Here is a 17,741-nt window from a genome sequence, read left to right as displayed (position 1 = left end):
GGGGGCCCTGGGGGCCCGCCCCCCCCCGGGGGGGGCGGCCTTACCGGACCCCGGGCCCCCCCGCGGTCGGGTGTGGGGGGGGGGGCGGCGTCCAACCCCGCCCCCCCCCGCCACCCGATCTTCCGCACACAGGTGCGGATATTTCACCTGTTCGGGTGAGTCTGGATTGGACGCCCACCCCTATGGGCAGCCCAAGGTCACAGCGGGTCAGGCCCTCCGCAGGACATACGGAGGACGCCGGTCCGTTCGTGCGCGGCCGGAGGGGAGCGGCGGACGAACGGACCGGCGGCGCTATCGTCGCGGCATGGTCCTCGCCCGACGCGCCCTGCCCGAGGACGCCCGTGAGGTGCTGCGGCTGCGCCAGGTCATGCTCGACGCGGTCCACCCCGGACGCACGCCGACGGACCCCGGCGGTACGCCCGAGTGGCACGCCGGGGCGCTGGAGCCGCTGCGGCGCCGGCTCGCCGACGAGGACGGCGACTTCGCCGCGTTCGTGGTCGACCACCCCGAGAGGCCCGGGGCGCTGGCGTCGCTGGCGGTCGGGCAGATCGGTTACCGGATCGGAGGGCCGGACAACCCGGGCGGGCTCGACGGCTACGTGTTCAGCGTGGCGACCGATACGGACGCGCGTCACCGTGGGTGCTCCCGGGCCTGCGTGGAACTGCTGCTCTCCTGGTTCCGCGAGCAGGGCTGCGGGCGGGTCGGGCTCACCGCGTCGACCGACGGCGAACCGCTCTACACCTCGCTCGGTTTCGTCCCCCACCCGTACCCCTCGATGCGGCTGGTGTTCTGATCGGCCTAGGCTCTCCGACATGAACAGCTTGGCGATGATCGAGTCCTGGCCCGTGACCACCGCCGCGGCGGGCGTGGTGCGGGCGGACGGCACGGTGGCCGGCGTCCACGGTCCCGTCGACCACCGGTTCCCGCTGGCCTCGGTCACCAAGCCGCTGGCCGCGTACGCGGTGCTGGTGGCGTACGAGGAGGGCGCGCTCGAGCTGGACGAGCCGGCCGGCCCCGAGGGGGCGACCGTCCGCCACCTCCTCGCCCACACCTCCGGTCTCGCCTTCGACGAGCACAAGGTGATGGCCGCCCCCGGGGAGCGGCGGATCTACTCCAACGCCGGCTTCGAGGAGCTGGGCCGCCACCTGGAGAAGGCGACGGAGATGCCCTTCGCCGAGTACGCCCGCCAGGCCGTGCTGGAGCCCCTGGGCATGACCGCCACCACCCTGGACGGCTCGCCCGCCAAGGACGGCGTCTCCACCGTCTCCGACCTGCTCCGCTTCGCCGCCGAGGTCCAGGCCCCGCGCCTGCTGGATCCGCGGACGGTGCTGGAGGCGATGACCGTGCAGTTCCCCGGCACCAAGGGGGTGCTCCCCGGGTACGGGCACCAGAACCCCAACGACTGGGGCCTCGGCTTCGAGATCCGCGACGGCAAGTCCCCGCACTGGACCGGCTCCTCGTCCTCCCCCGCGGTCTTCGGCCACTTCGGCCAGTCCGGCACCTTCCTGTGGGTCGACCCCCACGCCCGCCTCGCCTGCGTCGCCCTCACCGACCGTCCCTTCGCCCAGTGGGCGATCGACGCCTGGCCCCCGTTCACCGACGCGGTGCTGGCCGAGGCCCGTTAGGGGATCAGGTGGCCGGTGCGGCCGGGGGCGGGTCGGGGAACTCCCACACCAGGAACTCCGCCGCTTCGGCCGCCTCCGCCACGAGCCCCTTCTCCTCCGTCACCCGGGCCGCGTCGCCAGCGGTCAACGTCCGTTCAGCCAGGCCGAGTTCGCCCGACGCCAGGTGGAGGTAGAGCGAACCGCCCTCAGGCAGGGCCACGTTGTCGCCGGCGGCCAGGCGGTGGATGTGCAACACCGCTCCCGCCTCGGGGAGTTCGTACGCCCCCGCCCCCAGCTCCCGGACCAGCGTGTACGCCGGCTCGCCGCCCGCCGCGACGGGCGTCAGCCACATCTGCAGGAACCGCAGCGGCCGCGGGCCGTCGTTGCGCTCGACGTGGCGGACGCCCGCCGCCGCGCTCAGGTGCTGCAGGTCGCCGGGGCGCACCCGCCGCTCGCGTCCGGCGGAGTCGCGGTGGGTGAGCTCCCCCTCCAGCACCCAGGTGACGATCTCCACGTGCCGGTGCGGATGCTCGTCGAACCCGGCGCCGGGCTCGAGCCGTTCCTCGTTGACGGCGATCAGCGGGCCGAAGCCGAGGTTGTCCGGGTCGTAGTGGGAGCCGAAGGAGAAGGCGTGGCGGGTGGTGATCCCCGCGCCGGGGTCACCGCCCGGGTGCCGGCCGTCGGCCCGCCGTACGTCGATGGTCACACCGGCCACGCTACCGGCGCCGTACCGCGCGGACCGTGGGGCCCGCCGGAGCACGGGGCCAGCCCGGTGTGACGGTCCGCACACGTACCGCTGCCACCCGGCGCGTCGCGAGCCCACCGGCATGGGGCACCCTTGGGGGCGTGCCCGCACCAGATCCTTCCGAAGCCGCCCCGTCCGCGTCCGGCCCGCCCGCCCCGCACCGCTACTCCGCCACGCTGAAACGGCTGGAGCGGTCGTCCGGCAGCCTCGCCGCGCAGGCGATCGCGCGGATGGACGAGACGCTGCCCTGGTACCGGGCGATGCCTCCGGAGAACCGGTCCTGGATCGGCCTGGTCGCGCAGGCGGGCATCGCCGCGTTCACCGAGTGGTTCCGCCGCCCGCAGACCCCGACGCAGGCGATCTCGACCGACGTCTTCGGCACGGCCCCCCGCGAGCTGACCCGCGCCATCACGCTGCGGCAGACCGTGGAGATGGTGCGCACCACCATCGAGGTGATGGAGTCGGCGATCGACGAGGTCGCCGCTCCGGGCGACGAGTCGGTGCTGCGCGAGGCGCTGCTGGTCTACGCGCGGGAGATCGCCTTCGCCACCGCCCAGGTGTACGCCCAGGCCGCCGAGGCGCGCGGCGCCTGGGACGCCCGCCTGGAGTCGCTGGTGGTCAACGCGGTGCTCTCCGGTGAGGCCGACGAGGGCGCGGTGAGCCGGGCCGCGGCGCTGGGCTGGAACTCGCCGGAGCACGTGTGCGTGGTGCTGGGCACCGCCCCCGAGGGCGACAGCGAGCTGACCGTGGAGGCGATCCGCCGCGCCGCGCGGCACACCAAGCTTCAGGTGCTGACCGGCGTGCTGGGCCACCGCCTGGTGGTGATCGCCGGCGGCAGCGACAACCCGATGCACGTGGCGAAGTCGCTGATCGGGCCGTTCGCCGCCGGTCCGGTGGTGGCCGGCCCCGTGGTGCCCGACCTGCTGGCGGCGACCCGTTCCGCGCAGGCGGCGACCGCCGGGCTCAAGGCGTGCTCGGCCTGGCCGGACGCCCCTCGCCCGGTGCTGGCGGACGACCTGCTGCCGGAGCGCGCGATCGCCGGGGACCCGATGGCGCGCGAGCAACTGGTGGAGGAGATCTACAGACCGCTGGAGGAGGCCGGATCGGCGTTGCTGGAGACGCTCAGCGTCTACCTGGAGCAGGCGAGCAGCCTGGAGGGCGCGGCCCGCATGCTGTTCGTCCACCCCAACACCGTGCGCTACCGGCTCCGACGTGTGACCGATGTCACCGGGTGGTCACCCTCCGACGTCCGCTCCGCGTTCGCCCTGCGGGTGGCCCTGGTCCTCGGGCGCCTCACCGAGGGTGATCACCTCGCCTGAGCGTTTGTCCAGGTCCTACAACTAGCCTTGCCGTTCTTCGTCCCTGTCCCCACGGGCGGGGGCCGCCGTCTCCGAGAGAGAGTGTGAAAGTGCTCGTACTCGTCGCTCCCGGCCAGGGCGCCCAGACGCCTGGCTTCCTGACTCCCTGGCTCGAACTCCCCGGCGCCGCCGACCGCCTCGCCGCGTGGTCGGACGCGATCGGCCTCGACCTCGTCCACCACGGGACCGAGGCCGACGCCGACGCGATCCGTGACACCGCGGTGGCGCAGCCGCTGCTGGTCGCGGCCGGACTGCTGTCCGCGTCCGCGCTCGGCGACGTGACGCCCGGCGCGGTCGCCGGTCACAGCGTCGGCGAGATCACCGCCGCCGCGTTCGCCGGCGTGCTGGAGGACTCCGCCGCCCTGTCGCTGGTGCGTACCCGCGGTCTGGCGATGGCCGAGGCCGCCGCCGTGACCGAGACGGGGATGGCCGCGCTGCTCGGCGGCGACCCCGACATGACCGTCGCACACCTGGAGAAGCTGGGCCTGACCCCGGCGAACATGAACGGCGCGGGCCAGATCGTGGCGGCGGGCACCGCCGCGCAGATCGAGGCGCTGGTCGAGGACAAGCCCGAGGGCGTGCGCCGCGTGGTGCCGCTGAAGGTGGCCGGCGCGTTCCACACGCACCACATGGCCCCCGCGGTCGACAAGCTCGCCGCGGCCGCCGAGGCGCTCACCCCGGCCGACCCGCGGGTCGCCTACGTCTCCAACAAGGACGGCGCGGCGGTCTCCTCCGGCGCCGAGGTGCTGCAGCGGCTGGTCGGCCAGGTCGCCAACCCGGTCCGCTGGGACCTGTGCATGGAGACGTTCCAGAAGCTCGGCGTGACCGCGCTGATCGAGGTCTGCCCCGGCGGCACCCTCACGGGCATCGCCAAGCGCGCCCTGCCGGGCGTCAAGACGCTCGCCCTGAAGACCCCCGACGACCTCGACGCGGCTCGCGCGCTCATCGCCGACCACGCCTGACGCCCCAGAAGGAGCCGACCGAACATGTCGAAGATCAAGCCCAGCAAGGGCGCCCCGTACGCGCGGATCCTGGGCGTGGGCGGCTACCGCCCCGCGCGGGTCGTGCCCAACGAGGTGATCCTCGAGACGATCGACTCCTCCGACGAGTGGATCCGGTCGCGCTCCGGCATCCAGACCCGGCACTGGGCGAACGACGAGGAGACCGTCTCCGCGATGTCCCTGGAGGCGGCCGGCAAGGCGCTGGCCGCCGCCGGGATCGGCGCCGAGCAGGTGGGCGCGGTCGTGGTCTCGACGGTCTCGCACTTCGAGCAGACCCCGGCCGTCGCCACCGAGATCGCCGCGAAGCTGGGCACGGACAAGGCCGCCGCCTTCGACATCTCGGCCGGCTGCGCGGGCTTCGGTTACGCGCTGACCCTCGCCAAGGGCATGGTCGTCGAGGGATCCGCCGAGTACGTGGTCGTGATCGGCGTGGAGCGCCTGTCGGACCTGACGGACCTGGAGGACCGCGCGACGGCCTTCCTGTTCGGCGACGGCGCGGGCGCCGTGGTGGTCGGCCCGTCCGACGAGCCCGGCATCGGCCCGACGGTCTGGGGTTCCGAGGGCGACAAGTCCGGCGTCATCAAGCAGACGGTCTCCTGGAACCGCTACCGCGTCGGGGACCTCGACGAGCTGCCGCTGGACGAGGCCGGCCGGGTGAAGTTCCCCGCCATCACCCAGGAGGGCCAGACGGTGTTCCGCTGGGCCGTCTTCGAGATGGCGAAGGTCGCCCAGCAGGCGCTGGACGCGGCGGGCATCGCCCCGGACGAGCTGGACGTGTTCATCCCGCACCAGGCCAACGAGCGCATCATCGACTCGCTGTTCAAGACCCTCAAGCTCCCCGAGACGGTCACCGTCGCGCGGGACGTCCGCACCACCGGCAACACCTCGGCCGCCTCCATCCCGCTGGCGATGGACCGGCTGATGGAGACGGGCGAGGCCAAGAGCGGCGACACGGCCCTGGTCATCGGATTCGGTGCCGGACTGGCCTACGCCGCGACGGTCGTCACCCTCCCCTAGCCGTTCCGTCCGGGACGATGCGTTCCGGCACGGACATGTGGACATCGAGCGCCACACCCTCAGAAATACATCTACGAAGGAGCGCCGACATGGCCGCCACCCAGGACGAGATCGTCGAAGGTCTCGCCGAGATCGTGAACGAGATCGCCGGCATCCCCACCGAGGACGTCAAGCTGGACAAGTCCTTCACCGACGACCTGGACGTCGACTCCCTGTCCATGGTCGAGGTCGTCGTCGCCGCCGAGGAGCGCTTCGACGTGAAGATCCCGGACGAGGACGTCAAGACGCTCAAGACGGTGGGCGACGCCGCCGACTACATCCTCAAGCACCAGAGCTGAGCGACCCTCGGCACCTGGGCTTGGCCCTCGCCACCCGGCAGCGTCGCCGCGGCGGGTGCCTCGCCTCCCGGGCGCAGGTACCCGCCGCGGTGACAGTGCGGTGGCGCCGTTATTCCTCGTACCTCGTTGGAGAAGAGTTCCCGTGAGCCCGACCAATCGCACCGTGGTCGTCACCGGTATCGGCGCAACCACACCGCTGGGTGGCGACGTAGCCTCGACCTGGGAGGGCCTGGTCGCCGGACGTTCCGGCGTCACCCCCCTCACCCAGGAGTGGGCCGCCGAACAGCCCGTCCGCATCGCCGCGCAGATCGCCGTGGAGCCGACCGAGGTCATCCCCCGTCCGCAGGCCCGCCGACTGGACCGTTCGGCGCAGTTCGCGCTGGTCGCCGCCCAGGAGGCGTGGGCCGACGCCGGTTTCACCGCCAAGGCCGGTGAGGAGGACGCGGGCGTCGAGCCCGAGCGTCTGGGCGCCGTCATCGCCTCCGGCATCGGCGGCGTGACCACCCTGCTGGGCCAGTACGACGTGCTGAAGGAGAAGGGCGTCCGCCGCGTCTCCCCGCACACCGTGCCCATGCTGATGCCGAACAGCCCCTCGGCCAACGTGGGCCTGGCCGTGAACGCCCGGGCGGGCGTCCACACGCCGGTCTCCGCCTGTGCCTCGGGCGCCGAGGCCATCGGCTACGCCATCGAGATGATCCGCAGCGGCCGCGCCGACGTGGTCGTCGCGGGCGGCACCGAGGCGGCGATCCACCCGCTGCCGATGGCCGCGTTCGCCAACATGATGGCGATGTCGAAGAACAACGACGACCCCGAGGGCGCCTCGCGTCCCTACGACACGGACCGCGACGGCTTCGTGATGGGCGAGGGCGCCGGCGTCCTGATCCTGGAGTCCGCCGAGCACGCCGCCGCGCGCGGCGCCCGCGTGTACGCGGAGGCGGTCGGCCAGGGCATCTCCGCCGACAGCCACGACATCGTGCAGCCGGAGCCCGAGGGCCGCGGCATCCAGGCCGCGCTGCGCAACCTGCTGGACTCCACCGACCTGGACCCGACCGAGCTGGTCCACGTCAACGCGCACGCCACCTCGACGCCCGCGGGCGACATCGCGGAGCTCAAGGGCCTGCGCGCGGTGTTCGGCGACGACACGGACCACATCGCGGTCTCCGGCACCAAGTCGATGACGGGTCACCTGCTCGGCGGCGCCGGCGGCGTCGAGTCGGTCGCCACGGTGCTGGCGCTGTACAACCGGGTGGCGCCGCCCACGATCAACATCAAGGAGCTGGACCCGGCGGCCGCGGGACTCGCCGACGTGGTCCGCGACGAGGCGCGCAAGCTGCCGGTCGACGGCCGGATCGCCGCGCTGAACGACTCGTTCGGCTTCGGCGGCCACAACGTGGTGCTGGCCTTCCGGACGGTCTGACACCGCCCGCACGGCTGAGGGCCCCCGCTCCGGCGGGGGCCCTCTCGCGTTCCGTGCGTGGTGTGTGCGGGGTGTTCCGCGCGTGGTGCTCCGTGCGGGGCGTGTCGTGCGTGGCCTGTCGTGCTCGGCGGGTCAGACGACCTGGTGGAGCCAGCGGACGGGGGCGCCCTCGCCGGCGTGGCGGAAGGACTCCAGCTCGTCGTCCCACGGCTTGCCGAGCAGCTTCGCCACCTCGGCCTCGAGGTCCGTCTCGCCCTTGCGGGCGCGGGCCAGCGCGGCGCGCAGCCGGTCCTCGGGGATCATGATGTCGCCGTGAATGCCGGTGACGGCGTGGAAGATGCCGAGCCCGGGCGTGCAGCTGTAGCGCTCGCCCTCGGCTCCGGCGCAGGGCTCCGAGGTGACCTCGAAGCGCAGCATCTGCCAGCCGCGCAGCGCGGAGGCCAGCTTGGAGGCCGTGCCGGCCTTGCCCTGCCAGGACAGCTCCGAGCGCCAGGTGCCGGGCGAGGCGGGCTGCCGGATCCAGTCCAGGTTCACGCGCGCGCCGAGCACTCCGGCGACCGCCCACTCGACGTGCGGGCACAGCGCGCGGGGAGCGGAGTGCACGTACAGAACCCCACGTGTCGTCACCGAGACCTCCTCGAAGCGGCGCGCTTGCCACGGACAGAACGGACGGACGGGGCTCCTGGGTTCCCGGACAGCGGCCTGACGGCGTGTCGGGGGAGCCACGGAGCGAGGCTATCGTGCCGACGGGTGGCGAGTGTGACGTACCGTCGGTCCCACGGCCGCGAAACGCCGCCATTCACCCGGTGGGACGCTTGTACGGGCGGGCGGGGCGGCATCCGGGCGGCACCGGGAACTCCCGCGCGTTCTCATGGTGGGGGGGCACGAGCGACCTGTGCCCCCTTTCGCCGGAACCATGGGCGCCGCGGCCCACGAGAGACGAGAGCACCGGAAGGAGTCCCGGGCATGCCGACCCCCTGCCGCGTGAGGCCGCGGCCCGCCGTCCTGGCGGCCGTCGCGCTCGCCGCGCTGCCGGCGCTGGCCGCGTGCGGCGGCGGCGAGGAGGCCGCGGCGCCCCGTCCGAAGGCCTCGCCGACGCCCTCCTCCTGGGACCGCTCGCCCGACTCGGTGGCCGCCGTCGGCGACTCGATCACCACGGGGTTCGACTCCTGCCAGGTCCTCTCCGACTGCCCGAGCGTGTCCTGGTCCACGGGGGACTCCCCGGAGGTGCGGAGTCTGGCTGCCCGGCTGCTGGGGGACGGCGCGAGTGCCCGGGCGCGCAGCTGGAACTTCGCGGAGACCGGCGCCCGGATGTCCGACCTCGAGGGGCAGATGCGGCTGGCCGCCGCCCGGCGGCCGGAGCTGGTGACGGTGCTGGCCGGCGCCAACGACGCCTGCCGCGGGTCGGTGAAGGGGATGACTCCGGTGGAGACGTTCCGCGAGCAGTTCGGGACGGCCCTGCGCACGCTGCGCCGGGAGTCCCCGAAGACGCAGGTGTACGTGGCGTCGATCCCGGACCTCAAGCGGCTGTGGGAGGTCGGCCGGGGGACGTCGATGGCACAGGAGATCTGGAAGCTGGGCATCTGCCCGACGATGCTGGGGGAGGCTGAGGCGATGGACCGCAAGGCCGTCGAGCGCCGCAGGAAGGTGCGCGAGCGGGTGGAGGAGTACAACGAGGCGCTGGCCGAGGTGTGCGCGCGGGACCGGCGGTGCCGCACGGACGGCGGGGCGGTCTACGCGTACCGGTTCGGCGCCCGGCAGCTGAGCCGGTGGGACCTCTTCCATCCCGGCGTGGACGGCCAGGCGAGACTGGCCGACATCGCCTACCGCGCGGTCACGGCCTAGGGTGGCGATCATGAACAGCGAACTCTTCGGCGCCCTTCCCGACGGCGCCTCGGTGCACCGATGGACCCTGGAACGGGCCGGGGTGCGGGTGCGGGTCCTGTCGTACGGCGGCATCCTCCAGTCGGTCGAGACGCCGGACCGCGAGGGCCGCACGGCGGGCATCGCGCTCGGCTTCGACGAGCTCGACGGGTACCGGAAGTTCACCGGCCCGTTCTTCGGCGCACTGATCGGCCGCTACGCCAACCGGATCGCGGGCGCCCGGTTCACCTTGGACGGCGCCGAGCACGCGCTGCCCCGCAACGACGGGGAGAACTGCCTGCACGGCGGGGACGAGGCCTTCGACAAGCGCGTCTGGGACGTCGAACCGGAGGGGGAGCACGCGCTGCGGCTGACCCGGGTGAGCCCGGCGGGCGAGGACGGCTTCCCCGGCCGCCTGGAGATCTCCGCGGTGTACGCGCTGGAGGAGGACGGGTCGCTGTCCCTGACGTACGAGGCGGTGACGGACGCGCCGACGGTGGTGAACCTGACCAACCACACGTACTGGAACCTGGCGGGCGCGGGGTCCGGCACGGCGCGCGGGCACCGGCTGCGGCTGGAGGCCTCCCGGTACACGCCGGTGGACGAGGCGAACATCCCGGACGGCCCGGTGGCGGAGGTCGAGGGCACGCGCTTCGACTTCCGCGGGGCCGAGGGGCGCCTGACGGGTGAGGGCTACGACCACAACCTCGTCCTCGACAAGGGGGTCACCGCCCAGGCGGTGCCGGTGGGCGAGATGTGGGAGGAGTCCACCGGGCGGGTGCTGACGGTCGCCACCACGGAGCCGGGCATGCAGGTGTACACCGGGGACTTCCTGGAGGGCGGCTTCGCCCCCGGCGACGGCGTCGCCCTGGAGACCCAGCACTTCCCGGACTCCCCCAACCGCTCCGACTTCCCCACCACCGTCCTGCGGCCCGGCGAGACGTACCGCTCCCGCACGGTCTACGGCTTCACGACCCGCTGACACACCCGGCGGGGCCGTCCCGGACACGGCGGCCCCGCCCCTCACGGCGGCAGAGTTCGCCGCGACAGGGCCGGCGGCGAAGGGCCGGGGACGACAAGGCTAGGTCAGGGCTGGGCGAGGGCAGGGCTGGCCGAGGTCAGGGCTTGGTGAGGTCAGGGCTTGGTGAGGTCCAGCGTGGCGGCGTCGCGGGCGGGCCGGTCCTCGTCCTCGCCGAGGAGGTCGCGGGCCATCAGGGTGGCCCCCGCGACCGCCCCCGGCATCAGGAACACCGCCACGAACGGCACCAGGAAGCACGCCGCCAGCGGCGCCCCGAAGCCCCACACCAGCAGCTTCCGGGACCGCAGCAGCCGCAGCCGCTCCCGCAGCCGGACGTCGCGCCGCTGCAGGGCCACCGAGGTCAGCTCCTCGGTGAGGAAGAACCCGGTGACGAACACGCCGATCACCGGCACCGCCGTCTGCCCCACCACCGGGACGAACCCGCAGCAGAACAGCAGCAGCCCCCACAGGGCCGCGCGGACCATCACCCGCAGGCTGTCCCGCGCGGAGATCCACAGCTCCCGCAGCAGCGGAAGGTCGGAGACGGCGGCCGTGCCGTCGGGCGACACGTCGCGGTCGACCCGCTCGGAGAGCGCCTCGTAGAAGGGCTGGCCTATCAGCAGGGTCATCGCGGTGAAGGTGAGCACCGCCGCGAGCAGCGCCGCCGCCCAGAGCAGCACGGTGAAGGCCACGCGCACCAGGTCGGCCCAGGTCTGCGACCAGTCGTCGGCGAAGGGCGTCGCCCAGGCCACCAGATCGGCGCCCCAGACGGCCAGCGCCACCAGCAGGCCCACGTACAGGACCAGCGTGATCAGCCCCGGGATGAGGCCGAAGCCGTACTGCCTGCCGTGCCTGGCCACCCAGCGCTGGCCCTTGAACAGATAACCGAAACCGACCCCGAGATCACGCATGCCGGGAACTCTAGCGCTGCGCCTTCCGGAGCGACCAGGCACCATGGAACGCATGTCCCATACACCTGAACTTCCCGCACAGACCCGCGCCTGGCACCTGCTGAGCCGTCCGGTCGGCGAGCCCAAGCCCTCCGACTTCGCCCTGGTCGAGAGCGAGCTGCCCGAGCTGAAGGAGGGCCGGGTCCTCGTCCGCAACCTGTACTTCTCGGTCGACCCCTACATGCGCGGCCGGATGTCGGACGCCAAGTCCTACGTCGCCCCGTTCGAGCTGGACAAGCCGATGCAGGGCCACGCGATCGGCGAGGTCGTCGCCTCGAACTCCCCGGACCTCGCGGTCGGCGACCACGTGGTGCACATGCTGGGCTGGCGCGACTACGCCTCCCTGGACGCCCGGCACGCCACGAAGGTGGACCCGGACGCCGTCCCGCTCTCCGCCTACCTGGGCGTCCTGGGCATGACCGGCCTGACCGCCTACGCGGGCCTGTTCCGGGTGGCGTCGTTCAAGGAGGGCGACAGCGTCTTCGTCTCCGGCGCGGCCGGCGCGGTCGGCTCGCAGGTGGGCCAGATGGCGAAGCTCAAGGGCGCCTCCCGGGTGATCGGCTCGGCCGGCTCCGCGGACAAGGTCCGGCTGCTCACCGAGGAGTACGGGTTCGACGCGGCCTTCAACTACAAGGACGGCCCGGTGAGCAAGCAGCTCCGCGAGGCCGCGCCGGACGGCGTCGACGTCTACTTCGACAACGTGGGCGCCGACCACCTGGAGGCGGCGCTCGGCTCACTGAACGTGGGCGGTCGCATCGCGGTCTGCGGCATGATCGCCGTCTACAACGCCACCGAGCCCGTCCCGGGCCCGCGCAACCTGGCCCGGCTGATCCAGACCCGCGGCCGCATCGAGGGCTTCCTGGTCGGCGACCACGAGGACCTGCGCCCGGCGTTCGTCGAGGAGGCCGGCGCCTGGATCCGCTCCGGCGAGCTCAAGTACCGCGAGACGGTGACCGAGGGCATCGAGAACGGGCTGGACGCCTTCCTCGGCATGCTGCTGCGCGGCGACAACGTCGGCAAGGCGGTCGTCAAGGTCTGACCGTTCCCACGGCCCCGCACGCGGCCCCGCACCGTCCCCGCCGCGGCCCCGCGCCCCTCCCGGCCCGCACCTAGGTGCACCACCACAGCACCCGCTCGCAGGTGGGCGAGGGGGTGGGCGTCGGGCGGGGCGGGGCCGAGGTGGTGGTCGGGGCCGGTCGCGAGGGGGCCGGTTCGGGGTCCGCGGCCCCCGGCGGCCGCGCGTCCTGGCCGGACTCGGCGGACGCCTGGTCCGCCGGTTCCGCCGCCGGCGGCGACGGCGACGGGCTCGAGGTCGGCGGCTCCGAGGCGGTCGCGGAGGCCGACGGGGAGGGCTCGTCCCCGGCGGGGGTGGCGCTCGCGGCCTCCCGCTGCGGCGACGGGGCGGAGCGGGCCTCCTCGGCGGGGGCGGTGTCCGCCGCCGCGGCCGCGGGCGTCGTGGGGTCGTTCTCGCCGCCGACGGCCGTCACGGCCGCAACTCCCAGCCCGAGGGCGCCGAGCAGGCAGCCGCCGATCAGCAGCGCGCGGCCCGGCCCGCGCCCGCCGTGCCGCCGTGCGGCGGCCCGGGGCGCGGCCGGCTCCGTCCGCGGTGTACGGAGTCCGGCGCGGCGGCCTCCGGGGCTCCTGACATCCCCTCCGCGCCTGGTGTCCCCGGCGCCGGTCGCCTCCACGCCGGACTCCTCCACCGCTGCCGTGACGTCCGCCTCACCGGCCGCCCCGCCGACGACGTGGCCGGCCGGCTCGGGGGGTTCGGCGGTTTCGTCAACAGCCTCGGCGTACTTGTGGAGTTCCCACGCCGGCGTTCCACAACCCGGGCAGTTGAACTGCAGGTTGAGATGCCGCCGGCACCGCGCGCAATAGTCCATGAGGCTGGAAGGGTAGGTGCCCGACCGGTGACTTGTCGGGGGGTCCTGGTGAAGGTCGTGTGCGGCATTGGCGGACACCGGCACGCCCCCCGTCGGCGCCCGACAGCACGTGACCGCGCAACAGCGTTCGGTGCACGTCCAGTTGGTCGCGGACCGGGTCAGGTCAGCCAGCCCCGGGCCCGGGTGAGTTCCAGGACGCAGGAGCGGACCTGTTTGAGCTGGGCGGCCGTGAGGGTGGGGACGCCGTCGATCAGGGCCTCGGTGAGCTCCGTGCGGAAGCCGTCGGAGCCGGGCCGCGCCGCTCCCGCCGTCGCACCCCGCGGCGCCGGGCCGAGGAGCCGGATCTCCGAGCCCTTGGGGCCCTTCTCGCCCATCTCCAGGACGAACTCGACCTGGCAGCCCTCCCCGTACAGGTACTTGTCGTCGAGCAGGTCGTTGGCGTGCATGAACACGTCCTCCCCGCCCTCGTCGGGGGCGATGAACCCGTACCCGCGCACCTCGTCGAACCGCAGCACCCTGCCGGTCATCAGCACCGCGAACCCACCCACTCCTTCGTCGGCCGCCGCAGCCCCCGGTCGGCACGGCTGCGGTCGGCGCCCCTTCGGTCGGCACAGCTCCGGTCGGCGCCGGGGACGGGGCACTGCCGGGCGGTGCCCGAAGTTACCGGTGCGGCGCGGGGTGCCGGGCGGCTTTTCCCCGGTCGCGCCCGATCGGTGCGCGCCGGCGCCCGCGCGAAAGCGGCAAAAGGGCAGCAACCGGGCACCGTAGGCATCCGCCGGACCCCGTCGGGTGCGGCCCCTGTGGAGAATGGGGCGCGCGCGTCGATGTGGCGCGGGAGTCGGCGGAGGTTCTGTTGGTGTTCACCAGGCGTACGTTCGGTGCTCTGGCCGGCACGGCCGTGCTGGGGGTCGCGCTCGCGGCCGACAGCACGGCGGCGCCGCCGACCGAGTCCGCCTCGCGGAACGTGCCGACCGGCCGTCCGCCCGCCCCGCCGCGCGCGGACCGGCGGCCGCACTCGGTGCGGCACGACGGCTACTCGCTGATCGTCGACGGGCAGCGCCTGGTGCTGTGGTCCGGGGAGTTCCACCCGTTCCGGCTGCCCAGCCCCTCGCTGTGGCGGGACGCGCTGCAGAAGATCCGCGCCTCGGGCCACAACGCGGTGACCGTGCCGGTGGCCTGGAACCACCACTCCCCCGCTCCGGGACGGTACGACTTCACGGGAGTACGCGACCTGGGCCTGCTGCTGCGCACCGCCGCCGAGGAGCACCTGTACGTGGTGCTGCGCCCCGGCCCGTTCCTCGGCGCCGACCTGGACGGGGGCGGGCTGCCGGGCTGGCTGGCCGGCACCGGGGGCGGCGCGGGCGCGGACGACCCCGCCTACCTGGAGCACGTCGACGCCTGGCTGACCGCGGTGGACCGGATCGCGCGCCGCCACCAGTACACCGAGGGCCGCGGCACCGTCCTGCTGTACCAGTTCACCGACGTCAGCGGCGCCACCTCCACCGCCTACCGGGAACATCTGTACGCCAAGGTGCGGGGCGACGGGATCCAGGTCCCGGTGTTCCACAAGGAGCTCGACCCGGCCGCCGGTCCGGCCGAGCGGGGACCGGCGGACGTCCCGCCGGACCGCGGGCTGTTCTTCGGGGCGGCGACCTCCGAGCGGGCCCGCCCGCGCACGGCCGGCGTGCTCGCCGAGTTCACCGCCGGCCGGCCGGTCCCCTGGGGCGGCGGCCGCGACGGGCAGCGAGCCTTCGAGGCGGTGCGCCGGGAGTTCGACGCCGTGCAGGTGCGCCGCACCTGCCTGACCGACATCGCCAACGGACTCACCGTCCACAACACCCGGACGGCCTTCGGCGGGACCAACTGGGGCTGGCTGGGCGGCCCGTCGACCGTCACCTCCTACGACCTCGCGGCCGGTCACGACGAGGCCCGCGCCCCCACGCCCCAGCTGGCCGCCTTCCAGCAGATCGGGCACATGCTGCGCACCGTCCCCGACCTGGCGAAGCTGCACCGGGCGGCGGACGTGCGGGCCGACGACGACCGGGTGCGGGTCTACCACCTCACCAACCGGGACACCGGCTCGCACACCTACGTGCTGCGCAACGACTCGCAGGACCAGGTCACCACCTCGCTGCGGCTCGCCGGGTCCGCGCTGCCGGTGACCGTCACGCTGCCGCCCCGCGAGGCCCGGCTGATCATGTCGGGGCTGCGGCTCGGCGAGCGGCGGCTGCGCCACTCGACGGCCCAGCCGATGCTCTTCCTGCCGATCGGCTCGATGGACGTCGCCGTGTTCACCGGCACCCGCGGCGAGCTGGTCGAGCTGGTGCTGGAGACCCCCGGCTCCCCGGTGACCACGCGGCTGGACCCGGAGCCGGCCTGGGCGCTGGACCGCAACCTGCTGCGGGTGACCGCGCCGCTGGGCGAGGGCGGCCTGAGCCGGGTGCTGGTCGAGGGCGGCGGCAGCGACCGGCCGCTGCTGCTGATCCTCGCGGACGAGGACGACGCGGCGCGGATGTGGCCGGTGGAGACCCGCAAGGGCGACTTCCTGGTCTACGGCCCGTCGCTGGTGCGCACGGTGACGCCGCACGGGTCCGGCGTGGACCTCACCGGCGACGTACGGACCACCACCGGCCTGGAGGTGTGGGCACCGGGCCGGATCGGCTCGCTCACCTGGAACGGCGAGCGGGTGCGCACCACCGTCTCGCGGGGCAACGCGCTGGTGGCGACCCGGCACCTGAAGGCGCCGCCGGCCGTGGTGCTGCCCACGCTCACCGGCTGGCGGCGCCGCGAGGAGAACCCGGAGGCCGACCCGCGCTTCGACGACGGCCGCTGGCGGGTCGCCGACCGCACGGCGACGTCCGGCGCGACGCCGGTGCCCGAGGGGCAGCCGGTGCTCTTCGCCGACGACTACGGCTTCCACTACGGCGACCTCTGGTACCGGGGCCGGTTCGCCGACGCCCGCGGCGCGGCCTCGGTGCGGCTCTCCTACCGGGCGGGGCCGCAGGGCCTGGTGATGGCCTGGCTGGACGGCGAACCCCTGGGCGTGCACCGGCGGCCCGAGGACGCCGCCGCCGGGCAGGGCACGGGCGCCGACGGCACGGACGGCGGCGGGACGGACGCCGACGGGGCGGACGACGGGAGCGACGCGTCCGTGCAGGCGGCGCCGGCGGGCGGCGGCGAGGCCACGGCGGAGTTCGCGGTGCCCGAGGAGCTGCGCACCCCGGGCGCCCACGTGCTGGCGGTGCTGGTGCGCCCCATGGCCCGCGAGGAGGGCAGCGGTTCGGCCGGCGCCCACAAGGCGGCGCGCGGCCTGACCGCGGTGACCTTCGAGGGCGCGCGGCCTGGGGTGGAGTGGCGGCTGCAGGGCGCGGCGGGCGCGGATCCGGTGCGCGGCCCGCTCAACACCGGCGGCCTGTACGGCGAACGGGAGGGCTGGCACCTGCCCGGACCGGTCGACGAGAAGGGCTGGGACGCCGTCGAGCTGCCGGTGGGCAGGAAGGACGAGGAGAAGCGGCAGGGCGTCGTCTGGTACCGCTCCTCCTTCACCCTGGACGTGCCGGAGTCGGTGGACGCCTCCGTCGGACTGGCCCTGGAGGACGATCCCGGCCGGGCCTACCGCGTGCAGATCTTCCTCAACGGCTGGAACCTCGGCCTGTACGTCAACGACGTGGGGCCGCAGCATGTGTTCGTGCTGCCGAACGGGGTGCTGCGCACACGTGGGGAGAACACACTGGCGCTGGCCGTGCTCTCCGACGGGACCACACCGTCGGGCCCGGGCACGGTGAGCCTGCGGCTGCTGGGCGCGGCCGCAGGCGGGACGCCGATGACCGACGTCGCCTCCCCGGGCCGGTAGGCAGCCGCATGTCCTCCTCCCCCGACCACGCTGGCCACTGCCGCCGCCCGGGCTCTGCCGGCTCCGCCGCCGCCTTCACCCGGCTGGACTTCCAGCTGGTGCTGCTGCGCCGGATGGCGGACCACAACCCGGAGCTGGTGGAGGACGCCCGCCGCCGGCTGGGCGTCTCGGCCGCAGCCATGCGGGAGGCCAACAAGCGGTGGCAGGCCATGGTGCGCTCGCCGCGCGGCCGGTCCGCGGCCGCCCGGTACCGCTCGGTGCTGGGCGAGCCGGAGTCGACCCGGCGCCGGGTGCTCGGCGACCTGGAGTGCGAGGCGCGGCTGTGGCCGGTGCCGCTCTGGCCGGACCTGAGGTTCGAGGTCCTGGTCGGGCCCTCGGGTGCCGTCTGGAACGAGTGGCTGGTGCGCGCGCCGGGCGATCCCGGTCCCGCCCTGCGCACCCTGGCGGACCTGACGCCCTGGTCCTGCACCGTCGACGAGGCCGCCCGCGCGTTCCCCGGGGCCCGGCCGCTGCAGGGCAGCGCCCCGACCCGTTGGGGGCTGGCGCTGACGGTGCCCGACTCCTCCAGGACCGTGGGGGTACCCCCGGACGGAGTCCGGGGGAGGGAGTGCGTGGCGGAGTTCACCTGGGGGCTCCTGCAGCGGCTGGCGGTGACGGGGGCCGCGTCCGGGTAGGTTCCGGGCGCCGATGTCCC

At 74.2% G+C, this 17,741-nt stretch carries 17 protein-coding genes; 12 read left to right on the top strand and 5 right to left on the bottom strand.

Features of this window, described 5'->3' with window-relative positions:
- Positions 1-304: 304 nt before the first annotated feature.
- Both ACFRAV_RS21595 and ACFRAV_RS21590 read left to right on the top strand, forming a co-directional pair.
- Positions 305-793 carry a GNAT family N-acetyltransferase gene (locus ACFRAV_RS21595; protein WP_382557895.1) on the top strand — a complete coding sequence of 163 codons (489 nt, stop codon included), beginning with the start codon at positions 305-307 and terminating at the stop codon, positions 791-793.
- A 19-nt stretch (positions 794-812) separates the two neighbouring features.
- Positions 813-1,625, top strand: a complete 813-nt coding sequence (locus ACFRAV_RS21590) for a serine hydrolase domain-containing protein (RefSeq protein ID WP_382557894.1) — start codon at positions 813-815, stop codon at positions 1,623-1,625.
- A gap of 4 nt (positions 1,626-1,629) precedes the next feature.
- Here the strand turns inward: ACFRAV_RS21590 and ACFRAV_RS21585 are convergent, their stop codons facing one another.
- Positions 1,630-2,304, bottom strand: a complete 675-nt coding sequence (locus ACFRAV_RS21585) for a pirin family protein (protein WP_382557912.1) — start codon at positions 2,302-2,304, stop codon at positions 1,630-1,632.
- A 146-nt stretch (positions 2,305-2,450) separates the two neighbouring features.
- Between ACFRAV_RS21585 and ACFRAV_RS21580 the strand changes: the two genes are divergently transcribed.
- From ACFRAV_RS21580 to ACFRAV_RS21560, 5 genes are all read left to right on the top strand, one after another.
- Positions 2,451-3,668 carry a PucR family transcriptional regulator gene (locus ACFRAV_RS21580; protein WP_382557893.1) on the top strand — a complete coding sequence of 406 codons (1,218 nt, stop codon included), beginning with the start codon at positions 2,451-2,453 and terminating at the stop codon, positions 3,666-3,668.
- An 89-nt stretch (positions 3,669-3,757) separates the two neighbouring features.
- Positions 3,758-4,669, top strand: coding sequence for an ACP S-malonyltransferase (locus tag ACFRAV_RS21575; RefSeq protein WP_382557892.1), 912 nt, complete (start codon positions 3,758-3,760; stop codon positions 4,667-4,669).
- A 24-nt stretch (positions 4,670-4,693) separates the two neighbouring features.
- Positions 4,694-5,725, top strand: coding sequence for a ketoacyl-ACP synthase III (locus ACFRAV_RS21570; RefSeq protein ID WP_382557891.1), 1,032 nt, complete (start codon positions 4,694-4,696; stop codon positions 5,723-5,725).
- An 89-nt stretch (positions 5,726-5,814) separates the two neighbouring features.
- On the top strand, positions 5,815-6,063 hold the full coding sequence (locus ACFRAV_RS21565) for an acyl carrier protein (RefSeq protein WP_382557890.1): 249 nt from the start codon (positions 5,815-5,817) through the stop codon (positions 6,061-6,063).
- Between the two features lie 142 nt (positions 6,064-6,205).
- Positions 6,206-7,480 (top strand): beta-ketoacyl-[acyl-carrier-protein] synthase family protein, encoded by a 1,275-nt coding sequence (locus ACFRAV_RS21560; RefSeq protein ID WP_382557889.1) that lies wholly within the window; start codon positions 6,206-6,208, stop codon positions 7,478-7,480.
- 132 nt (positions 7,481-7,612) lie between these two features.
- On the opposite strand, the gene ACFRAV_RS21555 is transcribed toward ACFRAV_RS21560, so the two are convergent.
- Complete coding sequence (locus tag ACFRAV_RS21555; RefSeq protein ID WP_382557888.1) at positions 7,613-8,107, bottom strand: DUF3145 domain-containing protein; 495 nt, start codon at positions 8,105-8,107, stop codon at positions 7,613-7,615.
- 339 nt (positions 8,108-8,446) lie between these two features.
- Between ACFRAV_RS21555 and ACFRAV_RS21550 the strand changes: the two genes are divergently transcribed.
- Both ACFRAV_RS21550 and ACFRAV_RS21545 read left to right on the top strand, forming a co-directional pair.
- Positions 8,447-9,325, top strand: a complete 879-nt coding sequence (locus ACFRAV_RS21550) for an SGNH/GDSL hydrolase family protein (protein WP_382557887.1) — start codon at positions 8,447-8,449, stop codon at positions 9,323-9,325.
- A gap of 10 nt (positions 9,326-9,335) precedes the next feature.
- Positions 9,336-10,325: an aldose epimerase family protein gene (locus tag ACFRAV_RS21545; RefSeq protein ID WP_382557886.1), complete on the top strand. Its 990-nt coding sequence runs from the start codon at positions 9,336-9,338 to the stop codon at positions 10,323-10,325.
- A 152-nt stretch (positions 10,326-10,477) separates the two neighbouring features.
- On the opposite strand, the gene ACFRAV_RS21540 is transcribed toward ACFRAV_RS21545, so the two are convergent.
- Positions 10,478-11,272 carry an EI24 domain-containing protein gene (locus ACFRAV_RS21540; RefSeq protein ID WP_382557885.1) on the bottom strand — a complete coding sequence of 265 codons (795 nt, stop codon included), beginning with the start codon at positions 11,270-11,272 and terminating at the stop codon, positions 10,478-10,480.
- A gap of 52 nt (positions 11,273-11,324) precedes the next feature.
- On the opposite strand from ACFRAV_RS21540, the gene ACFRAV_RS21535 reads away from it, so the two are divergent.
- Positions 11,325-12,350 (top strand): NADP-dependent oxidoreductase, encoded by a 1,026-nt coding sequence (locus ACFRAV_RS21535; RefSeq protein ID WP_351115771.1) that lies wholly within the window; start codon positions 11,325-11,327, stop codon positions 12,348-12,350.
- Positions 12,351-12,420: 70 nt separating this feature from the next.
- On the opposite strand, the gene ACFRAV_RS21530 is transcribed toward ACFRAV_RS21535, so the two are convergent.
- Together ACFRAV_RS21530 and ACFRAV_RS21525 are read right to left on the bottom strand one after the other, a co-directional pair.
- On the bottom strand, positions 12,421-13,194 hold the full coding sequence (locus tag ACFRAV_RS21530; protein ID WP_382557884.1) for a hypothetical protein: 774 nt from the start codon (positions 13,192-13,194) through the stop codon (positions 12,421-12,423).
- 158 nt (positions 13,195-13,352) lie between these two features.
- The gene (locus ACFRAV_RS21525; RefSeq protein WP_382557883.1) at positions 13,353-13,727 is read right to left on the bottom strand and encodes a cold shock domain-containing protein; all 375 of its coding nucleotides are present in this window, start codon (positions 13,725-13,727) and stop codon (positions 13,353-13,355) included.
- Positions 13,728-14,047: 320 nt separating this feature from the next.
- Between ACFRAV_RS21525 and ACFRAV_RS21520 the strand changes: the two genes are divergently transcribed.
- Together ACFRAV_RS21520 and ACFRAV_RS21515 are read left to right on the top strand one after the other, a co-directional pair.
- The gene (locus ACFRAV_RS21520) at positions 14,048-17,047 is read left to right on the top strand and encodes a beta-galactosidase (protein WP_382557882.1); all 3,000 of its coding nucleotides are present in this window, start codon (positions 14,048-14,050) and stop codon (positions 17,045-17,047) included.
- Positions 17,048-17,055: 8 nt separating this feature from the next.
- Positions 17,056-17,721 carry a hypothetical protein gene (locus ACFRAV_RS21515; RefSeq protein ID WP_382557881.1) on the top strand — a complete coding sequence of 222 codons (666 nt, stop codon included), beginning with the start codon at positions 17,056-17,058 and terminating at the stop codon, positions 17,719-17,721.
- Positions 17,722-17,741: the final 20 nt, after the last annotated feature.

Source organism: Streptomyces sp. NPDC056600 (genome assembly GCF_042792855.1).
GTDB lineage: Bacteria > Actinomycetota > Actinomycetes > Streptomycetales > Streptomycetaceae > Streptomyces.
Note: the sequence above shows the minus strand (reverse complement) of the source record. Positions and strands in the feature narration are given on the sequence as shown.

Excerpts from the sequence above, each read along its gene's own strand:
- ACFRAV_RS21565 (WP_382557890.1), top strand. The coding sequence starts at position 5,815 with ATGGCCGCCACCCAGGACGAGATCGTCGAAGGTCTCGCCGAGATCGTG.
- ACFRAV_RS21530 (WP_382557884.1), bottom strand. The coding sequence starts at position 13,194 with ATGGACTATTGCGCGCGGTGCCGGCGGCATCTCAACCTGCAGTTCAAC.
- ACFRAV_RS21570 (WP_382557891.1), top strand. The coding sequence starts at position 4,694 with ATGTCGAAGATCAAGCCCAGCAAGGGCGCCCCGTACGCGCGGATCCTG.
- ACFRAV_RS21535 (WP_351115771.1), top strand. The coding sequence starts at position 11,325 with ATGTCCCATACACCTGAACTTCCCGCACAGACCCGCGCCTGGCACCTG.
- ACFRAV_RS21515 (WP_382557881.1), top strand. The coding sequence starts at position 17,056 with ATGTCCTCCTCCCCCGACCACGCTGGCCACTGCCGCCGCCCGGGCTCT.
- ACFRAV_RS21545 (WP_382557886.1), top strand. The coding sequence starts at position 9,336 with ATGAACAGCGAACTCTTCGGCGCCCTTCCCGACGGCGCCTCGGTGCAC.
- ACFRAV_RS21540 (WP_382557885.1), bottom strand. The coding sequence starts at position 11,272 with ATGCGTGATCTCGGGGTCGGTTTCGGTTATCTGTTCAAGGGCCAGCGC.
- ACFRAV_RS21550 (WP_382557887.1), top strand. The coding sequence starts at position 8,447 with ATGCCGACCCCCTGCCGCGTGAGGCCGCGGCCCGCCGTCCTGGCGGCC.
- ACFRAV_RS21595 (WP_382557895.1), top strand. The coding sequence starts at position 305 with ATGGTCCTCGCCCGACGCGCCCTGCCCGAGGACGCCCGTGAGGTGCTG.
- ACFRAV_RS21590 (WP_382557894.1), top strand. The coding sequence starts at position 813 with ATGAACAGCTTGGCGATGATCGAGTCCTGGCCCGTGACCACCGCCGCG.